This is a genomic window from Pseudomonas sp. FBCC-B1565, assembly GCF_059133265.1.
In genome coordinates this window covers 3,353,594-3,372,510 of record NZ_CP101438.1, presented here as the reverse complement: position 1 = coordinate 3,372,510, position 18,917 = coordinate 3,353,594, and the positions used below count along the sequence as shown (strand labels likewise).

The 18,917-nt window shown below is 60.5% G+C and carries 15 protein-coding genes; 4 read left to right on the top strand and 11 right to left on the bottom strand.

What is annotated here, in order from left to right; genetic code table 11:
* Window positions 1-153: 153 nt before the first annotated feature.
* Window positions 154-1,260, bottom strand: coding sequence for a DmpA family aminopeptidase (locus NL123_RS15885; RefSeq protein WP_494355739.1), 1,107 nt, complete (start codon window positions 1,258-1,260; stop codon window positions 154-156).
* A gap of 9 nt (window positions 1,261-1,269) precedes the next feature.
* Window positions 1,270-2,634 (bottom strand): APC family permease, encoded by a 1,365-nt coding sequence (locus NL123_RS15880; RefSeq protein WP_494355738.1) that lies wholly within the window; start codon window positions 2,632-2,634, stop codon window positions 1,270-1,272.
* Between the two features lie 200 nt (window positions 2,635-2,834).
* Between NL123_RS15880 and NL123_RS15875 the strand changes: the two genes are divergently transcribed.
* A complete protein-coding gene (locus NL123_RS15875; RefSeq protein ID WP_494355737.1) occupies window positions 2,835-3,620 on the top strand; it encodes a helix-turn-helix transcriptional regulator in 786 nt (261 codons plus the stop codon).
* 31 nt (window positions 3,621-3,651) lie between these two features.
* Here NL123_RS15875 and NL123_RS15870 read toward each other — a convergent pair whose 3' ends face one another.
* The 4 genes from NL123_RS15870 to NL123_RS15855 are packed head-to-tail and all read right to left on the bottom strand — an operon-like array spanning window position 3,652 to window position 7,425.
* On the bottom strand, window positions 3,652-4,731 hold the full coding sequence (locus NL123_RS15870; protein ID WP_494355736.1) for a polyamine ABC transporter substrate-binding protein: 1,080 nt from the start codon (window positions 4,729-4,731) through the stop codon (window positions 3,652-3,654).
* Between the two features lie 60 nt (window positions 4,732-4,791).
* A complete protein-coding gene (locus NL123_RS15865) occupies window positions 4,792-5,133 on the bottom strand; it encodes a cupin domain-containing protein (protein WP_494355735.1) in 342 nt (113 codons plus the stop codon).
* A gap of 26 nt (window positions 5,134-5,159) precedes the next feature.
* Complete coding sequence (locus tag NL123_RS15860) at window positions 5,160-6,566, bottom strand: NAD(P)/FAD-dependent oxidoreductase (protein ID WP_494355734.1); 1,407 nt, start codon at window positions 6,564-6,566, stop codon at window positions 5,160-5,162.
* Window positions 6,567-6,615: 49 nt separating this feature from the next.
* The gene (locus NL123_RS15855) at window positions 6,616-7,425 is read right to left on the bottom strand and encodes a helix-turn-helix transcriptional regulator (protein ID WP_248481629.1); all 810 of its coding nucleotides are present in this window, start codon (window positions 7,423-7,425) and stop codon (window positions 6,616-6,618) included.
* A 256-nt stretch (window positions 7,426-7,681) separates the two neighbouring features.
* Between NL123_RS15855 and NL123_RS15850 the strand changes: the two genes are divergently transcribed.
* Window positions 7,682-7,954 carry a DUF1652 domain-containing protein gene (locus NL123_RS15850; RefSeq protein WP_058425948.1) on the top strand — a complete coding sequence of 91 codons (273 nt, stop codon included), beginning with the start codon at window positions 7,682-7,684 and terminating at the stop codon, window positions 7,952-7,954.
* Window positions 7,955-7,966: 12 nt separating this feature from the next.
* On the opposite strand, the gene NL123_RS15845 is transcribed toward NL123_RS15850, so the two are convergent.
* On the bottom strand, window positions 7,967-10,414 hold the full coding sequence (locus NL123_RS15845; protein WP_494355733.1) for a UvrD-helicase domain-containing protein: 2,448 nt from the start codon (window positions 10,412-10,414) through the stop codon (window positions 7,967-7,969).
* A gap of 218 nt (window positions 10,415-10,632) precedes the next feature.
* Here NL123_RS15845 and NL123_RS15840 point away from each other — a divergent pair, with 218 nt between their 5' ends.
* Window positions 10,633-11,328, top strand: a complete 696-nt coding sequence (locus tag NL123_RS15840) for a pirin family protein (protein ID WP_071495688.1) — start codon at window positions 10,633-10,635, stop codon at window positions 11,326-11,328.
* 114 nt (window positions 11,329-11,442) lie between these two features.
* Here the strand turns inward: NL123_RS15840 and pgm are convergent, their stop codons facing one another.
* The 4 genes from pgm to NL123_RS15820 form a co-directional block, all read right to left on the bottom strand.
* The gene (gene pgm, locus NL123_RS15835; RefSeq protein ID WP_494355732.1) at window positions 11,443-13,086 is read right to left on the bottom strand and encodes a phosphoglucomutase (alpha-D-glucose-1,6-bisphosphate-dependent); all 1,644 of its coding nucleotides are present in this window, start codon (window positions 13,084-13,086) and stop codon (window positions 11,443-11,445) included.
* Window positions 13,087-13,191: 105 nt separating this feature from the next.
* Window positions 13,192-14,598, bottom strand: a complete 1,407-nt coding sequence (locus tag NL123_RS15830) for an aminotransferase-like domain-containing protein (RefSeq protein ID WP_248481636.1) — start codon at window positions 14,596-14,598, stop codon at window positions 13,192-13,194.
* Window positions 14,595-16,019, bottom strand: a complete 1,425-nt coding sequence (locus tag NL123_RS15825) for a hypothetical protein (protein WP_494355731.1) — start codon at window positions 16,017-16,019, stop codon at window positions 14,595-14,597. The genes NL123_RS15830 and NL123_RS15825 overlap by 4 nt, the downstream gene beginning before the upstream one ends.
* A gap of 704 nt (window positions 16,020-16,723) precedes the next feature.
* Window positions 16,724-17,746 carry a zinc-dependent alcohol dehydrogenase family protein gene (locus NL123_RS15820; RefSeq protein WP_071495692.1) on the bottom strand — a complete coding sequence of 341 codons (1,023 nt, stop codon included), beginning with the start codon at window positions 17,744-17,746 and terminating at the stop codon, window positions 16,724-16,726.
* Window positions 17,747-17,993: 247 nt separating this feature from the next.
* Here NL123_RS15820 and NL123_RS15815 point away from each other — a divergent pair, with 247 nt between their 5' ends.
* Entirely contained in the window at window positions 17,994-18,908 is a 915-nt protein-coding gene (locus NL123_RS15815) for a LysR family transcriptional regulator (RefSeq protein ID WP_015371980.1), read from the top strand.
* Window positions 18,909-18,917 lie beyond the last annotated feature (9 nt).

Genomic DNA, 18,917 nt, shown 5'->3' with positions numbered 1-18,917 from the left:
CGACAAAAAACACCGCGCCGGTATTTAAATATTAAATAGCACTAATGCCGCTCAAGTTGAGTGGCATTCGCTATTAATGGATCCAATATATTGCCACGGTGCCATTGGCAACATTAAACAGCCACTACTTACAGTCATCAGTAAGTGTGCCCCCTATTTCCGGGACACACTCCAGCCGGTGTTGTGCAATGCCGCCAACAGCGTGTCGGCGTCCAGGCCCGGCACGCGCACGCCTTGATCGGTGAGCATGTCCTCCCCGGCCAGCATCGCATTGATGATTGCCTCCTCAACGGCCTCCGCCGCCGCGCTGAACAGCGGCGAAATATGGTCGTTGTTGACCATCTGCAATGCACTGCTGAACGGCAGGCCCTTGCGCCCGTAATCCGCCGGCGGCAAATCCTGGTTACCCGTGGCAAACGCCAGGAACAGATCGCCGCTGGAATCCTCGGTGCCGCCACCGGTACGGGCGATGCCGATGGATGCACGTTGTGCCAGGCGCTGGCACTGGTGCGGCAGCAACGGCGCGTCCGTGGCGATGATCACCACAATCGAACCCATGCCCGGCGTACCTTGCTCTGCGAACGGCGACGCAATGTCCATCAGGCGGCGCCCCACCGGGTAGCCGTCCACCCGCAGTTCCTGGCGCTTGCCGTGGTTGGCCTGCACCAGCACGCCAACGGTCCAGCCGCCCTGCTCCGCCGGCAGGCGCCGCGAGGATGTACCGATGCCGCCCTTGAACTCGTGGCAGATCATGCCGGTGCCTCCGCCGACCGCGCCCTCCTGCACCGGGCCGGTTTCGGCGTTGTCCACCGCTTCGCGCACATGCTCGGGCCCCACGTGCTGGCCCCAGATATCGTTGAGCAGGCCGTCATAGGTTTCCATCACCACCGGCATGCACCAATACACCGCCGGGTCCGCCAGGCGTTCGCGTTCCAGGGCGATCAGGCTGTCGCGCACGATGCCGATGCTGTGGGTGTTGGTGATGGCCAGCGGCGTGGTCAGCAGCCCCGCTTCGCTGACCCATTCCAGGCCGGTGGCGTCACCGTTGCCATTGAGCACGTGGTACCCGGCAAAGCACGGTTGCAGGCGAGCCTCCCCCGCGCGCGGCTGGATCACGCTGACGCCGGTGCGCACCTGCTTGCCATCGATACGGGTCTTGAGCGTGCTGTGCCCGACCCGTACCCCCGGCACATCAGTGATGGCGTTCCACTCACCGGGCGTGCCCAGCCCCAACGTGATGCCCAATTGACGTGCGCGCATAACTACTCCTTACAATTTCTGGAAGACCGGACTCAACCGGCCACTGATGCAATACAGGATCACCGACAGGGCCAGCAGGCCGAGGATGATCAGGATGTCGCGGACCGAGGCCGCCACGATCAAGGTCATTAACAAATAGCCCGCGCCCAGCACCGCCACCAACGCCGGCAACGGCCACAGCGGCATGCGATAGGGATGCTCGCGATCACGCAGCAGCACCCGGCTCATCAACGCGCTCAACGCCACCACCAGGTACACCAGCATGATCAGCAATACGCTGAACGAGGTCAGGTCGGCCAGGTTGGAGCTGAAACTCAGCAGCGCCGAAGGGATCGCCAGGAACAGCGTCGCCAACCACGGCGAATCCCAGCGCGGGTGAATGCGTGTGAACAGTTTGTTGATGCCCGGCGTCCACAGCGCATCGCGCCCGCTGCTGAACACCACGCGGCCGATCTGGATCACGATGGCGACGATCGCATTGAACACCGACAGGAAGATCCCGGCACTGACCAGGCGTGACAGGGTTTCATTGCCGTGGCTGGTCAACAGGTAGCCGATGGGGTCAGGGCTGCTGATCATCGCGCTGAGGGACGGCGCGCCGATCAATAGGGCGGTGATTGGCACCAATTCGATGACCACCACCAGGCCAAGGGACCACAGCACCGCCTTGTGCACGCCTTTGCCGCCGCATTTCATGTCTTCGGCGAGCAACACCGCCGGCCCGTAGCCATTGTAGGAAAACAGGCCGATGCCCACGGCACCGATCACCAGGGCCCAGGGCGCCAGGTGCAACACGCCGTTTTCGACGATCTGCGGCTGGAACAGCACGCTGGCCGGTTGTACTGGGTTGCCAAAGCCGATCACCACGATCACCAGCAGCGCTGCGACTTCCAGCAACAGGCAGGTGCCGGTGATCCAGGCGTTGAGCTTGATATTGAGGATGCCCAGGGCGTAGCTGCACACCACGATCACCAGGGCCACCGTCTGCGAATCAAACTTCGTGCCCAGGGCGTTATTCAGATACGTTGCCGCGCCCGTAGCCAGTACCGGCGGGATAAACAGCAACATCACCAGCACGGTCAGGAATGTCGCGTAGCCCGCCATGCCGCCGAACACGCGCTTGGCGTATACATATTCGCCACCGGCGCTGTTGTGAGCACGGCCCAGTTCGGCGTAGCAAAACGCAAACATCAGCGCGAGCAGACCGGCCATCACGAACGCCAGGAACACTCCGCTGCCGGCCTGCTGGATGGCAAACGGTGCGATCACAAACACGGAACTGGCCGGCGTCACCGCTGATACGGTGATGGCGACCACATCGAACACACTCAAGGTGGGTTTCAACACGCCGTCGGGCGTGGGGGAAATGCTCATATCGTTATCCTCTGTCGTTGTTCTTGGTGTGAGGCAGAAACGAAAAGTCTGGAAGTCACGGGATATGTTTCCCGTTGAATGATGCCGACGTTAATGGCCGAGGGCTTGTCAGCCAATTCCCCTATTGGCGTACTCCCCTTGACGCCATACGGTAAAAGCCGAACCCTTGGCCGATCTTTTTGCCGGCGGGAGCCTGTCACATGAGCCTGTTTCGCGAGGTTGGGATGCACGCCGGCCTGGGCCGCACCGTTGAGCACATCGGCACCGAGCGTTTCTGGAAGCAGTTGGTGCTGTTGCTGCACCAATGCCTGCCCTTCGATAACGCCCTGGCGATCTTCTACCCCTTGGAAGGGCCACCCCAGGCCCTGGAAGAATACGACGCCCAGCCCAGCAGCAAGCCGGCGTCGATGCTGGTGTACCTCAATGGCTTGTATTTGCTCGACCCGTTCTTCCAGGCCTGTCGCGAGGGGTATGCCAGCGGGGTGTACCGCCTGGAGGAAGTGGCGCCGGATCATTTTCGCCAGAGTGAGTACTTCCTCAACTACTTCCACGACAACGTGCTGGAAGACGAGGTGCAATTCATCCTGCAACTGCAGGGCGCCGGGACGTTATCGCTGTCGTTGGGCATGCAGCGGCGCTTCAGCTTTGAGGAAACCGGGTTGATGACCACCGTAGCGGCCTGGGTGTTGCCGCTGATGCAACAGCATTGGCAGCAAAGCACCCAGCGCGCCCCGGCGATGGACAGCCAGATCCGGGATGCGCTGAGTCAGTTCGGCTGCGGGGTGCTCTCGGACCGCGAACTGGAAATCGCCCGCCTGGTGCTGCGCGGGTTCTCGTCCAAGGCCATGGCCGAGCGCCTGAACATCTCGCCGGACACGGTGAAGGTGCACCGTCGGCATTTGTACGCCAAGCTGGATATCTCGTCACAGCCGGAGCTGTTTTCGTTGTTTATCCAGTCGTTGGGGCATGATCTGGAAAATCCCTGAGCTGTGCGTGGGCCGCTCACCGCCCCGCCCTTCAGCGACCCGTGCGAATGGTGTTCCACACCCGTGTACGCACCCGGTCGATATTCAGCGGCATCGCTTCCAACGCGAACAACTTGCCCATCATTACCGGGCTTGGATACACCTTGGTATCCGCCTTGATCGCCGGGTCCACCAGGCTGTCGGCGGCCTGGTTGCCATTGGCGTAATGCACGTAGTTGGTGATGCCGGCCATTACTTCCGGGCGTAGCAGGTAGTTCATGAACGCATAACCAGCTTTTTCATCCGGCGCGTCGGCGGGCATCGCGACCATGTCGAACCAGATGGCGGCGCCTTCCTTGGGGATGTTGTAGCCGATGTTCACGCCGTTCTTGGCTTCCTTGGCGCGGCTTTCGGCTTGCAGGATGTCGCCCGAGAAGCCGACGGCCACGCAGATATCGCCATTGGCCAGGTCGGCGGTGTATTTCGAGGAGTGGAAGTACGCCACGTAAGGTCGCACTTTCATCAGCAGGTCTTCCGCCTTCTTGTAGTCCTCGGGTTTCTTGCTGTGGTGCGGCAAGCCCAGGTAGTTGAGCGCGGCCGGCAGCAGTTCCGGGCCGTTGTCGAGGATCGCCACCCCGCATTTCTGCAGCTTGGCCATGTTTTCCGGCTTGAAGATCAGGTCCCAGGAGTCCACCGGCGCGTTATCGCCCAGCACGGCCTTGACCTTGTCGATGTTGTAGCCGATGCCGGTGCTGCCCCACAGGTACGGGAAACCATGGGCATTGCCCGGGTCGTTGTTTTCCAGGGCCTTGAGCAGTACCGGGTTGAGGTTCTTCCAATTGGGCAACTGGCTCTTGTCGAGCTTCTTCAATGCCCCGCCCTGGATCTGCCGGGCCATGAAATGGTTGGACGGGAACACCACGTCGTAGCCGGATTTACCGGTCATCAACTTGCCGTCGAGGGTTTCATTGCTGTCGTACACGTCGTAGGTGAAACCGATGCCGGTATCTTTCTGGAAGTTCTTGGTGGTATCCGGCGCGATGTAGTCCGACCAGTTGTAGATTTTTACCGTCTCGGTGGCCTGGCTGATAGAGGCCACCAACATCAAGGGCAACAGGGCAATGGCTTTCATGGTTCGATTTCCTGGCGGTTTTAGGGCTGTTTTTATGGCAGGCGATCAAGGATCAAAGCGTTACAGGATCAATACATAGGTCTTGCGCACGGTCTCCTGGATATCCCAGATGCCGGTGCTGTTGGCCGGCAACATCAGTGCATCACCGGCTTGTATGTGGACGACTTCACCGTTATCCGGGGTGAAGGTGCAGCGGCCCTGGATAAAGTGGCAGAACTCCTGGGAGTTGATCTGCCGACGCCAGCGGCCTGGGGTGCACTCCCAGATGCCGGTCTCGACGCCGTCGTTGCGCTCGACGCTCAGGGTCGACGCAATGGCAATGGGCTCACCCAAGGGCACGGCGACGGGCGACGAGTCCGGCAGGTGGGCGTTCAGCGTGTCTTTGAACTGAGTGATGCTCATGGATTTTCCCGTGTGAATGAAACGACTTAGTGCATGAAACCTTCCATGAACCCGGCCACACCGCTGGCCAGCTTGCGGCGCCAAGGGGCGGTAGTGGGGTTGGCCAGTACCTGGTCTTCATGGACAAAACTGCGAATGATCGCGTTGTAGCCCAGCCAGCGGCAGGGTTCGGGTTCCCAGGGTTTGAGCGCGTCCAGGCCGCGTTCGCGGATGACCCAGGGCTGATGGGTCAACAACGTGTCGCGGCCCAGGATCAGGTCGGCCAGGGTGCGGCCGCCCAGGTTGGTCGCGCCAACGCCCTCCCCGCCGTAACCGCCGGACAGCGCGATGCCGGTCTTGTGGTCGCAGAGCATGTGCGGACGGAAATTGCGCGACATGCCCAGGTTGCCGCCCCAGGAATGGGTAATCCTGACGTTCTTGAGCTGTGGGAACAGCTCGCCGAACAGGTAGCGACGCAGCTCCACTTCGCTGTCGGTCAAATCGAAGTCGTGGCGTAGCTTCCCGGCGAATTGGTAACCGCCGCGCGCGCCGAATACCAGGCGGTTATCCGCCGAACGCTGGCCGTAGGTGACCTGGCGACTGCTTTCACCAAAGGCCTGGCCATGGCTCAGGCCGATCTCATCCCAGGTGCTGGCGGGTAACGGCTCGGTGGCGACGATCAGGCTTTGCACCGGCAGTTGGTAGCGACCCAGCGGCGGCAAGGTGGTGGCATAGCCCTCCACCGCCGGCACCACCCAGGCCGCCCGCACACCGGCCTTTGCGGTACGCAGGCTGCCGGATTGCCAGTGGGTGACCGGGCTGTTTTCGTAGATCATCACGCCCATGCTCTCGACCACCCGCGCCAGGCCACGCACCAGCTTGGCCGGGTTGATGGTTGCGACATGGGGCGCGTAAATGCCGCCATAGGGCTTGGCGATGCGGATTTGCTCGGCCAACTGCTGCGGGGCGAGCCAGCGGTAGTCGTCTTCGGTCAGGCCTTGGGCGTAGAGTTTGTCCAAATAGCGGCGCAGGCTGCCTTCCTGCTCGGGGTAGCGCGCGGCACAGTACAAGGCGCCGCCCTTGCGGTAGTCGCAGTCGATGCCTTCACGTGCCAGCACCTGGGCCACTTCATCGGGGATGGCGTGCAGCAGGTCAAACGAAGCGCGACGTTGTTCGGGATTGAGGCTGGCGAGCAAGCGGTCTTCACCCAGCAAATTGCCCATCAGCCAGCCGCCATTGCGGCCGGAGGCGCCGAAACCGGCGGTTTGCGCCTCGACGATGGCGATTTTCAGCTCGGGAGCCTGGCGCTTCAGGTAATACGCGGTCCACAGCCCGGTGTAACCGGCGCCGATAATGGCCACGTTGACGTCCAGGTCATGCTCCAGCGTCGGCCGCGCCTGCAGCGGGTCGTCCAACTGGTCCATCCATAAACTGATGTTGCGCCATGCCGGCATGCCAGGTTCCCCTACCTCGTTTCGATAGGGTTGATCCTAGAGCGCCGTGTTATGGGCTGTCTTGCGCGCGTGCACGCAGAGAAATTTGTTTGACGTAGGCCTTGGGCGACTGGCCCGTATGCTGGCGGAACGCGCTGTAGAACGCCGACAGCGAATTGAAACCGGCGGCAAACGCCAGGTCATCGACCTTGATCGGCGGTACGGCCTGATCCAGCGCGGCCAGTAAATGCTGGAGCCTTGCCTGGTTGACGTAGCGGTAGAAGCTTTGCCCCAGCACCTGGTTCAGCAGGTAGGAAATTTGATTGCGGCTGTAGCCGCACTCCTTGGCCACCCGTTGCAGGTCCAGCTCCGGGTCCAGGTAAGGTTGCTTGCGTTCGAAATACTGTTGCAGGTCATTGGCCATATGCCCCAATTGCTGGGGCGACAGGCCCAGGCGGCTGACAGAGGGCCGTGCGGCCTGGGCCGGCTGCTCGTGCACCAGGGACGCGTATTCGTTGACCCGCCAGATCAACCCGTCGCGCACCGTAATGGCTTCGCTGGTGCGGAATGACACCAGGCCCTGGCTGCCCCGCAAGGTGATGCGGTACTGGATGAACGCGGTATCGCCGTCGGCACGGATACGGTCGCTGTGCTCGATTGCTTCGTCAGCCTCACGGGGCATGCTGGCTTGCAGGTAATCGCGCAAGTCGGCGAAACCGACGACTCGGTTCTGGAAAAAGTCGTGGTATTGGATGTCCGGGTGGTAGTAGGACATCACGCCTTCCAGGTCCCGGTGGCGCCAGCAGAGGTGATGGCGTAACACCAACTCTCGCGTGGCGTGGGATTGCTGGCAATCATCGTCTGCAGCGATGTCGGGCATGGACGGCTCTGCGGCGGGTAAACCCTGGAGATTGCCGAAATTTCCCGGGCGCTTCAATGGCCAATTGACGCTTCCGACTAATGGCCTTTTGCCCAATCCCAAGTAGGACATGACCCACATCAACCTTATGGAAAACAACCGCCGAACGGGGCCGAAAAAGTCACCTTGCGGTGACGAACGAATGCTATTTTTAAGCTCTACACCGCCACGACCAGTGAAGGTCTGGCCCCCTGCCGCGAGCTAAAGGAAGCGCTCAATGAACAAGGTGGGCAACATGAATAAAGTGACGTTCCCCAACGCCTGCCAGCTGATGCGTTGGCATTTTCATCCGATGGGCTTCGAGGGCAGCATGGACGCGCCCGGCAGTATGATCGCCCGCCTGTTCGACCGCGCCAGCGGCGAGACGTTGATTGCCATTGCCGGCATCCCCTGTGCCACGGTGATGAATGCCGCCGATGTGGAGCGGATCATCGAGGCGGTGGAGGACGAGTTGGAGTCGTTTGTGCCGCCGCAGTCCCTGCGGGCCTGAAGTGATCAGCGCCTAAAAGCGCTGATCATCAAAAAACGCTTTCCTGCCATCTACCCGCTCCGACGCCTTGGGCACATTGACTGCCTGGCCTTCGGGCTTTTCCACGTACCAGTAGCAATGACTCACCGCCCGGGTGATGCCCACATACGCCAGGCGCAAGATCTCGTCCTTCTGCGCGTTGTCGTACGGCTCGCTGTCCCCGTCCTTGCCCAGGCCCGCCATGCGGTACACCTGGTTTTTATACGGCGAACGGGTGACATGCTGGCAATCCCCAAGCAGGAATACCGCATCGGCCTGCAGCCCCTTGGCGCTGTGGTAGGTCAATTGTTTCAGCCTGCGCGCCGGAGGCGGCAAGCTAGAATCCACATTAACTATTGACCGAATATGCTCTTGAATCAGTAATTTATCGCTACTTTTTCGATAGAGCATTAGCACGGATTCGCCGCGCTGGTAATGCTCCAGCAATTGCCGTCCCAATGCCGCATCGTCCCGTTCCAGCACCATGACCGGCACCAAAGCCTTGGGCGCCCCGCTGGCCTTGGCCTTCTTGCCGGGGATGGCGGGTGCGGCGCGCACGATATGCTCGGCCGCGTCGATGATGTACTGGTGACTGCGATAGTTCTCGCCCAGCATCACTCGGGTGGTGGCAGGCGATGGGAACTCCGTGTTGAATTCCATGAAGTACTTGGGCGAACTCCCACGCCAGCCGTAGATCGACTGCCAGTCATCCCCCACACACAACAGTGATGAATGCTGGGCGCCGCGCCCGACGTGCATGGCCGGGCCACGGCTGCGGATCTCGCGCAGGCTGGCACGGATCCACGAGACGATCTGTGGCGAAACGTCCTGGAACTCGTCGATCATCAGGTGCGACAGCGGCCATAACAGCGGGTCGCTGAGCAGCTTGAGGTTTTCCGGGGTGTTCTCGCCGAACAGCGAGAACATGCGGTTGTAGGTCATGATCGGCGGCGACTGGTCCAGCAGGTGATCTTCCAGGGCCTTCCAGAAAATGCTCAGGGCTTCGAAGAAGAAGCGGTCCGGGTCATCCTTGGCAAAGCTCATCTGCCCAACCGCGGTGGGTACATCCAGCCCAAGGTTCTCGATAAACCCGGCCGCCATCACGAAACTGTCCAGCAACGGCGCCGAAGCCAGCTCGCCTTGGACCTTGTAATCGAAGCCTGGCCCTGCAGCGGCATCACCGGCCAAGCTACTCAACAGACGCCTTGAGGATTCATAACTGTCTATCCATATCAATGGCTTACGGCAGAAAGCTTGAAACAAGGTGCGCTTTACCGCCCATTCTGCGCGCACCGACAGTTTCGCGTTGGGCCGGCTGAGCTGGGCATTTTCCCGCGAGTCGAAGCCCAGTACGACCCAGGCGTCCAGTTCGGGGATATAGCCATGGCAATGAAATTGCGCGCCATTGATCTCCACGGTCTGGCGATTGGGCTCGATGCCCTTGATCGGCCAGGCACCGGCGCGAAACCACAGGTCCTCGATTACATCACACAGCTCTTCATCACGCTTGGCTGCCAGTTCGGTCACCGCTACGCGCTTTTGCACGTCAGGATGATCACGCTCCAGTTCCTTGAGCTGCAGGCCATGGCGTGCCAGCGGCGCAATCAACTCGCGAAAGCGTGGGTGCCGCCCATGCAGGTGGTGATAACAGGCATTCATTTGCTGGCGCTGGGCATCGTTGATGCGCAGGTCAAAGGGGTTGCTGTCGGCGTCTTCGAAGCCCGAGTTGAGGTTTTCGAACGCTTGCAGGCGTTCAAAGCCCGGCAGGCTGCGCACCATCGGCAGAATGCGCGAATGAAAGGTACGCACCACGGCCTGCGCTTCTTTCATACCAAGGGGTTGGCCCCACAGGTTGAGAATTTCCATGAGCTTGTTGATGAAGTCTTTGCGCGACTCTCGGGTAAAGGTCACCACGGTCATGGAGCTCAGCTCAAAGCCCAGGTAATGGGTCAGCAACAGGATACGCAGCACCAGCGAGGTGGATTTACCCGCGCCAGCCCCGGCAATCACCGAGGTTGAAGGCGTGTCGCTGAAAATCATCTTCCACTGTGCCGCGCTGGGCTGGGCATGGGCCGGTAGCAATCGCGCGACATCCGCCTTGATGCGCTTCTTCAACTCGGCAGTGAGCGGCAGGCGCCAATCATCGAACAGGCTGTCGTCCACACCCGGCGCTCGGTGCTCATCGGGGCGGAAGTCACGAATCAGCAGGACCTGCCGGCCTTCCTCGATGCCATCGGCCTTGCCTTCGCGATAACCGTATTCCACGCCGGCCTCGTGCCCACTGCGAAAACCGTCGGCCTGCCCGTGCAACCAGGAAAACCGATGCTGGGCGCGCAAGCGGGTCAGGCCATGGCCAAACAGGCGCGCGGCCAAGCGTTTCAATAGCGGCATTTCAGCCAAGGGGCGCAGTTCGGGAGGAAGATCAGGCTTTTGTTGCGACACGCGGACTCCTGCGTTGAGCTGGGTTGTGACAAGTGCGCCATGGTCGCCGGAATCGACGTTCAGTTCCAGCCAATTGCTTTGCAGTCATGCAGTTAGGCGATGAACTGAAAGTCAAAACGCCACTAACCAATCCATTAAATCGATAGGAATCAGGCATTTTTTACGCTTTTTATCGATCATGGGCTGCAGGATCATAGGCCCATCCACAGGAGACGATCATGCTTGAACTTCGACCATTCAATTCCCTGGGCGGCGCCCACCATGGCTGGCTTGACGCCCATCACCACTTTTCATTTGCCGAGTACCACGACCCCAAGCGTATGCACTGGGGCAACCTGCGGGTGTGGAACGACGACATCATCGCACCCGGCACTGGCTTCCCGCAGCACCCACACCGCGACATGGAGATCATCACTTATGTGCGTGAAGGTGCGATCAGCCATGCCGACAACCTTGGCAACAAGGGCCGCACCGAGGCCGGTGATGTGCAGGTGATGAGCGCGGGCACCGGGATCGCTCACAGCGAGTACAACCTGGAAGATGCGCCGACGAAGATTTTCCAGATCTGGATTATCCCGAACGAAGCCGGTTTGCCGCCTTCGTGGGGCGCCAAGCCGTTTCCGAAAGGCGACCGCGAGGGGTTTGTGACACTGGCCAGTGGCAAGGCCGGGGACAATGAAAGCCTGCGTATTCGTGCGGATGCGCGACTGGTGGCAGCGAACCTGAAAGCCGGGGAAACTGTCGAGTACCGGCTGGACGGTGGGCGTCGTGCGTATCTAGTGCCGGCGACGGGCGTGATTGAAGTCAATGGCTTGCGTGCACAAGCGCGAGACGGTGTTGCGGTAGAGAATGAACAGGTTTTGCGGGTAACCGCGATCGAGGACAGCGAAATCGTCCTGGTAGACCTGGCCTGACCTCAATCAACTGTGGGAGGGGGCTTGCCCCCGATGGCTGTGTTTCAGAAAAAGAGATGCAAACTGACACACCGCTATCGGGGGCAAGCCCCCTCCCACATTGATATTGCAGCGTTAGTCGGAGATGGCGCCGTCCACCAACACCTGCGCCTCTTCCACCAACTGCTTGAGGTGATCGTCACCGATAAAGCTCTCGGCGTAGATCTTGTAGATATCCTCGGTGCCCGATGGCCGCGCGGCAAACCAGCCGTTTTCGGTCATCACTTTCAAGCCGCCGATCGCCTGGTTATTGCCCGGCGCGTGGCTGAGGATCTGCTGGATGCGTTCGCCGGCCAGCTCGGTCGAGGTCACCTGATCGGGCGACAGCTTGCCCAGCAAGGCTTTCTGCGCCGGCGTGGCCTTGGCGTCCACGCGAATCGCAAACGGCTCACCCAGGGCGTCGGTCAGGCCACGGTAGATCTGGCTTGGGTCCTGGCCTTTGCGCGAGGTCATTTCCGCTGCCAGCAACGCCGGGATCAGGCCGTCCTTGTCAGTGCTCCAGACCGTGCCGTCCTTGCGCAGGAACGAGGCACCGGCGCTTTCTTCGCCGCCAAAACCCAGCGAGCCTTCGAACAGGCCATCGGCAAACCACTTGAAGCCGACCGGCACTTCGTACAGGCGACGGCCGATGCGGGCCGCCACGCGGTCGATCAAGCCGCTGCTGACCACGGTCTTGCCCACCGCCGCGTCTGCGCGCCAGTCCGGACGGTTCTGGAACAGGTAGTCGATGGACACGGCCAGGTAGTTGTTCGGCGCCAGCAGACCGGCGGACGGCGTCACGATACCGTGACGGTCATGGTCCGGGTCGCAGGCGAAGGCCACGTCGAACCTTTCCTTGAGGCCGATCAGGCCTTGCATGGCGTAGCTGGAGGACGGGTCCATGCGGATCTGGCCATCCCAGTCGACGCTCATGAAGCGGAAAGTCGCGTCGACTTCGGTGTTCACTACGTCCAGGTTCAAGCGGTAGTGCTCGGCAATCGCCGACCAGTAGCGCACCCCTGCTCCGCCCAGCGGGTCTACGCCCAGGCGCAGGTCGGCGCTGCGGATAGCGTCCATGTCGATCACGTTGACCAGGTCGGCCACATAGCTGTTGAGGTAATCGTGGCGATGGGTAGTGTCGGCCTTGAGCGCCTGCGCGTGAGTGATGCGCTTGACCCCGGCCAGTTTGTTGGCGAGCAGCTCGTTGGCCTTGGCTTCGATCCACTTGGTCACGTGGGTGTCGGCCGGGCCGCCATTGGGCGGGTTGTACTTGTAGCCGCCACTCTGTGGCGGGTTGTGCGATGGCGTGATGACGATACCGTCAGCCAGCCCGCTGGTGCGACCACGGTTGTAGCAGATGATGGCGTGGGAAATGGCCGGGGTCGGTGTGTACTCATCACCTTCGGCCAACATCACGTGCACGCCGTTGGCAGCCAGCACTTCCAGGGCACTGGCACCGGCAGGCGTCGACAATGCATGGGTGTCCAGGCCGACAAACAGCGGGCCGTTGATGCCCTGGGCTTCGCGATACAGGCAGATCGCCTGGCTAATGGCGAGCACATGCCACTCGTTGAAGCTCAGTTCGAACGAGCTGCCACGGTGCCCGGACGTACCGAATGCCACGCGCTGAGTGGAGATTGCTGCATCAGGCTGGCCAGTGTAATAGGCCGTAACCAGTCGCGGGATATCCACCAGCAACTGGGCTGGCGCCGGCTTGCCCGCAAAAGGACTGATTGTCATGCATAAACCTCGGAAAGAAGGATTCGGAAAAAATGGCAGTTTACTGAGAGTTGGACTGCTGCGCGACGGTATCGATCCTACAACAGTAAGAGAAACTTCACGCGGTCATCCCGTTTGAGCCTGACGCAAGGCCTCGCTTATGGCCGCCAAGGCGATCTCCAGGTTGGGCTGCCCATGAAAGGTATGGCTCACGCGCAAGTGCTGATGATGCAGGCCGCTGACACTGAACAGCTCGCCCGGTGCAATCACGACCTGCTGGGCAAGCAGGCGCTTGAAGACCTGGCGCATGTCGACGGCCTGGGTGGAGCCCAGCCAGAACGCCGCCCCGGCAGCCGGCATCCGATAACTCACCTGCTGCCCCAGATGCTGCTCGAGGCGCCCGCTCATTTCAGCCGCTTGCGCCTGCAGTAGTTGGCGTAACGCCCGCAAGTGCGGGTCTATTCGCCCGCTCTGATAAAGGCGGGCGATGGCGCGCTGGCGGATCGATGATAAGCGGAACGAGCGCAGCAAAAACTGGCGCTGCAGTTCACTGCTCATGCGCCGTGACAACAGATAGCCGTAGGGCGCTTCCGCCCCCAGTATTTTCTCGAACGAGGAAAACACCATCAGGCGCTCCGGGTTCACCCATTCACGCAGCGCCGCCTGGGGCTCCTTGAAACCCAGCTCGCCAAAAGTGTCGTTTTCCAGCAGCCAGCAACCGTACCGGTCCAGCATCTGTGCCAGGCTGAGGCGGTCGTGGGCAGGCAGGGCATTGCCTGATGGCAGGCTGACCTTCGACGACAGCAATACCAGGTGCACCGGCTCATCGCGCAACAGTTGGTCAAGAGTCGTCAGGTCCAGGCGCCCTTCCGGGGTCCAGGGCAACTCGATGATGCGCACCGCGCAATCCTGGAACAGGCGCAAAATCAGCCAGTCGCAGGGGGATTCAACGATCACCGTGGTCCCCCGCAGGCCCAGCACCTCAATCAGGATATCCAGCACCCCGCGCAGGTCGGCCCCGATGTAGATGTCGTCGGCGTGCCAGCAACGCGTGGGCGACGAGGTGTACCGCGCGGCCAGTGCCGCACGCAGCTCCCATACGCCACACGGCTGTGACCAGGGTTGCAGATGACGCGGGTACTGGCGCACCAGCTCCCGTTCGAGGCGCAACAGCGCCCCATCCAGCGACGCCAGCAGCGCCGGCTCATCGCCGCTGAACACCGCCATGCACGGGCTGCGTGCCGCCGCGTAAAGACGGTCAAGCAAATCGCCGCTACCGCCTGCCACCGTACTTGCTGAAAGCGGCCAGGCGTAATAACCCGACTTGGCCACCGAGTAGACCCTGCCCTCCTTCTCCAGCAGCGAGTAGGCGTATTGAATCGTCGAGATCGATACGTTCAGGCGCCTCGCCAATTGCCGCAGCGATGGCAGCTTTACACGGGTATCGGTGCTGACTTCGTTGATCAGGTTGATCATGTAGCGGTAGACCGCCTGATACGCGAAGTCGGCTTGTCGCTCGCCGCGCAGTGTCATCGCCCGGACAATTGGCAAGCGGGTGCGTTGCCGTGGGCCATGGCGCCTGCACTGCGCGATTTACCAACCGCGCTGGGCACCGGACGCTTGCGATAGAGGTGCTGCAACAAGGGCATCGGCAGGCCACTGGTGTCGCTGACCCACTGCTGCAACATATCGGCCGATTGCTTGCCCTGCAGGACCTTATGCAACTCAGGCAAGGCCACCAGCATGCCAGGGTGGCATTGACGTAAATAGCCTTCCAGCCGCTCCCCATGGTGGATAAACGGCGAGAACAGCAGGCACACCAACTGTGTTTCATCCAGCCCAAAGAACTGCTGCGCGGCGGTACTCGTTAGCGCACCGTGCTCACCGATGCCAATCTGCGCCAGCCACTCCTCGGGCAGGTGCTGGCGCCGCAGGAACTGCGAGGCCTGGCGGATAAAGCCTTGAACCCCCTCTTCGTAGTCAAGGTCCCGCAGGCAGCGGGCCTGCAAGCCACGCAGATGAGCCATCATCAGAGGATTGGAGTAGCCAGGATGGCTGAAATGAAATCCAAGCGGGTCGGGAGCAAACGCCATGAATTCAGTCAATATCGGCGACATTTGCGTATCCACATCCTCCAGCAGGTCGGCGATGCTGATGTAAGCCAGGTGACGGTGACCCGCCTTGCTCGGGTTGGCACTGGCGACATAATGTTCACCGTACACCTCGCGGTAGTAGCTGGTGCTCCACTCGTCCATGCGCGCAAACAACCCGGTGAGCGACAACGGCCAGGTGCTGGGAATCGGAACGCCGGCGCTCTGGGCGGTTTTCTTCAGCCAGGCCAGAAACTGCCCTTGCTTGCGCGGGGAATCACCACTGACCAGGGCATGTACCCCGCCATTCCAGGTGGTCACGCGCTGGTAGAAATCCCCGAGTGCCAGATACGTGTCGCTGCACAAAGTGGCACGGCAATCACCTGAGCTCAGGTGGCCGATCATCAGCATGTTGCGCTGGCTGATTTCTCGCCCCATGGCAGAGGCCGGGCGTTGATGGTTGAAGGGCAATACTTCCTGGTTCTCCACCATCAGTAGTTCAACCCTCGGGTCATCGTGAAGGAACAAGCGCCCGTAACCCTGATTGAGGCTGTCGAGCCTGCTGTCGGTCATGCCCGAATGGCGCAATGTTGCCACCCGCAACTTGAAGGTTCGTGGCGCTCGCCCGGCGATGGTCAGCTGTGCAGCCCGCAGCAATGCCAAGGTACAGCTGCTGACTTCGCCTCCACCATGGGCCATCAACACCTTGTAGTCTCCCACCTGCTCCATACCACCCGCGGCCACGACAATCCGCTGGACCAACAACTGAAGCGCTGTTCGCTCCGCACGATTAAAGTGCCCGATCAAACGCTGCAAAACTTGCTGGTAAACATAATTCATAGCCTGTTCGTGAATAGTGCTCATCGTTCTACTACCTGAGTTGAAATGTCAGTTTCGAGCAACTACTGAGCGTGTTTGCTCGATCTATTACACGCATAGAAAGTTCCGTATCACTTTGTGAAGCGCTAAATAAACAGTAGCAGCGCGCAACAAAACGACACGGACATCCCCGGGTATCAGCCCAGCCTTGAAACCCTTCACACCTCGATTTATCTAGGCCAAAGCGCGGCCGAGCTGAAAACCTAGGAATGTTCCGACAACTTCCTACACGCCTTTAACCAGTCAATCAAAGACGTGCCTGACAAGTAAAACAACAAACTTTCCAACTTATTGGATTGAGGATTGTCCTGGATATATCTACTTCCCTGATTCCGCACAAGCGCAGCAGTCTCTGCTTCGAGCACTCGCGATTGCAGTGTCGGATATTCAATCATTGCTCAGTCCTTGAGATGAAAGTGAAGGCGTAATTATCAGTGCTGGAATAATGATTAATAGATACAGAACCTGACCGAAAACCAGTGCAGATAAACCACCGTCGCCTGCATTAATCACGCGCACACAAAGACGCCGCGCTGGATTCCAGGGCGGCGTCGGAGAGAAAGGCCGGATTCATGGGCTAAAGCGCCAGCTGGGTACCTGGCGGGCTGTGCAGGTTCAGCCTTGTCAAATGGCGCATTTGCCTCATGCGGCGGGTGGTAGGAAGGCTGGTTTAAGAATCTTCCTACGCCCTAAACAGCTTCAACCTGCAACGCAACGCGTTCGCGGCACGGGCATTCGTCCATGTAGCGGTGCGCTTCCACGAACTGGCTGAAGGGAAACACCGTGGTTTTCAGCGGCACCAACACGCGATCGGCGGTCAATTGGTTGATATCCCGCAAGGCGCGCTGCAGGGCCACCTGGTCCTGGATGATGCCCAGTTCGGGTTTGCCGGTGAAGTTACCAATGCAGTGCACAAAGAACTGAATGTTCTTCTGGAACGCCGCACACGCCGGGAATGGCGTCTGGTTACCGCCTTGCAAGCCATACAGCACCAGGCTGCCACGCGGTGCCAGCACATCGCCGAGCAACGACATCTGCGGGCCACCCAAGCCATCGAACACCACGTCGACACCACGGTTGTCGGTGAATTTGTTGATTTGCATGAGCAGGTCCTGCTCTTCGGTGACGATGACCTTTTCCGCACCGAGGGACAGCAGGTACTCGCGCTCCGCGCTGTCTTTGGTTGCGGCAATCACCCGAACACCCAGGGCCTTGCCCAGTTGCACAAAGGACGGGCCGGCACAGTGACTGGCATCTGTCACCAGGGCAAACTGCCCAGGCTTGACCCGGGCCAGATCCACATAAGCAAAATACGCAATCAACAGCGGCGTGTAGTGAACGCTGGCTTCGATCGGGCTCAAGACATCCGGGTAGCGGGTCAAGGCCGAACGGGGCAGGACGATCTGCTCGCCATACACCGGGTAATCATTGGGGCTTTCCGCCGGAAAACTCGCGACTTTGTCACCCACGGCCAAATCGTCCACGCCATCGCCGACGGCGACCACCACCCCGGCCATCTCATGGCCAAGGCCGGACGGCAAGCGTGCGTGGGAAGACGCCAGGTTCTGGCGCCACAGAATGTCATACCAGCTGATGCCAATCGCTTCGACACGCACCTGCACTTCGCCCGGTGCGGGCTGCGCGGCTGCATGCTCTTCGCATTTGAGCACCTCGGCCGGACCAAACTTGTGAAAACGGATCGTGCGGGACATCGCAAACCTCGTCAAAGTAACCTCTAATGCCATGAACTCTATCTGGGCTTTCCGGGTAAGACCACCGGTCGCCATTAATAGTCGACATGCCTGTCATTGATTCCGCAACTGAGGAATAGACCTCAGAGCTTGTAAGAAAACTCAATTTTCCTGTGCAGAGTAACAGCCTTTACCCGTAAGATTCATGCCGGTCATTCTTCTTATATGGCTGCTCTCGTCAAGTTTGCTGACTCTTCCAGGACACAAGATGAACCGTAACGACCTGCGTCGTGTCGACCTTAACCTCTTGATCGTATTCGAAACCTTGATGCATGAGCGCAGCGTGACCCGCGCCGCCGAGAAACTGTTCCTCGGCCAGCCGGCCATCAGCGCGGCGTTGTCGCGCTTGCGCGGGCTGTTTGATGACCCGCTGTTCGTGCGCACCGGTCGCAGCATGGAGCCGTCGGCCCGGGCGGTGGAAATCTTCGCCCTGCTCTCCCCGGCCCTGGACTCGATCTCCACCGCCGTCAGCCGCGCCGCCGAGTTCGACCCGGCCACCAGCACAGCGGTGTTCCGCATCGGCCTGTCCGACGACGTCGAATTCGCCCTGCTGCCCCAACTGCTCAAACGCCTGCGCGCCGAAGCCCCCGGCATCGTGCTGGTGGTGCGTCGCGTCAATTACATCCTGATGCCCGGCTTGCTGGCCTCCGGCGAAATCTCCATCGGCGTCAGCTACACCGCCGACCTCCCGGCCAACGCCAAACGCAAAGTACTGCGCCGCAGCCTGCCCAAACTGCTGCGCGCTGACAGCGTGCCAGGCTCCCTGAGCCTCGACGACTTCTGTTCGCGGCCACACGCACTGGTGTCGTTTGCCGGCGACCTGAGTGGGTTTATTGACGAAGAACTGGAGAAGCTCGACCGCAAACGTCACGTGGTGTTGGCGGTGCCGCAGTTCAACGGGCTGGGGACGTTGTTGGCGGGTACTGACATCCTGGCGACCGTGCCGGATTATGCGGCAGAGGCATTGACATCTGCGGGTGGGCTGCGGGCGGAGGATCCGCCCTTGCCGGTGCGCTCGTTTGAACTGCACATGGCGTGGCGTGGGTCGCAGGATAATGATCCGGGGGAGCGGTGGTTGCGGTCGCGGATTCAGATGTTTTTTGGGGACCCCGATAGCCTATAATGGAGTTCC

Excerpts from the sequence above, each read along its gene's own strand:
- NL123_RS15885 (WP_494355739.1), bottom strand. The coding sequence starts at position 1,260 with ATGCGCGCACGTCAATTGGGCATCACGTTGGGGCTGGGCACGCCCGGT.
- NL123_RS15880 (WP_494355738.1), bottom strand. The coding sequence starts at position 2,634 with ATGAGCATTTCCCCCACGCCCGACGGCGTGTTGAAACCCACCTTGAGT.
- NL123_RS15875 (WP_494355737.1), top strand. The coding sequence starts at position 2,835 with ATGAGCCTGTTTCGCGAGGTTGGGATGCACGCCGGCCTGGGCCGCACC.
- NL123_RS15870 (WP_494355736.1), bottom strand. The coding sequence starts at position 4,731 with ATGAAAGCCATTGCCCTGTTGCCCTTGATGTTGGTGGCCTCTATCAGC.
- NL123_RS15865 (WP_494355735.1), bottom strand. The coding sequence starts at position 5,133 with ATGAGCATCACTCAGTTCAAAGACACGCTGAACGCCCACCTGCCGGAC.
- NL123_RS15860 (WP_494355734.1), bottom strand. The coding sequence starts at position 6,566 with ATGCCGGCATGGCGCAACATCAGTTTATGGATGGACCAGTTGGACGAC.
- NL123_RS15855 (WP_248481629.1), bottom strand. The coding sequence starts at position 7,425 with ATGCCCGACATCGCTGCAGACGATGATTGCCAGCAATCCCACGCCACG.
- NL123_RS15850 (WP_058425948.1), top strand. The coding sequence starts at position 7,682 with ATGAACAAGGTGGGCAACATGAATAAAGTGACGTTCCCCAACGCCTGC.
- NL123_RS15840 (WP_071495688.1), top strand. The coding sequence starts at position 10,633 with ATGCTTGAACTTCGACCATTCAATTCCCTGGGCGGCGCCCACCATGGC.
- pgm (WP_494355732.1), bottom strand. The coding sequence starts at position 13,086 with ATGACAATCAGTCCTTTTGCGGGCAAGCCGGCGCCAGCCCAGTTGCTG.
- NL123_RS15830 (WP_248481636.1), bottom strand. The coding sequence starts at position 14,598 with ATGACACTGCGCGGCGAGCGACAAGCCGACTTCGCGTATCAGGCGGTC.
- NL123_RS15825 (WP_494355731.1), bottom strand. The coding sequence starts at position 16,019 with ATGAGCACTATTCACGAACAGGCTATGAATTATGTTTACCAGCAAGTT.
- NL123_RS15820 (WP_071495692.1), bottom strand. The coding sequence starts at position 17,746 with ATGTCCCGCACGATCCGTTTTCACAAGTTTGGTCCGGCCGAGGTGCTC.
- NL123_RS15815 (WP_015371980.1), top strand. The coding sequence starts at position 17,994 with ATGAACCGTAACGACCTGCGTCGTGTCGACCTTAACCTCTTGATCGTA.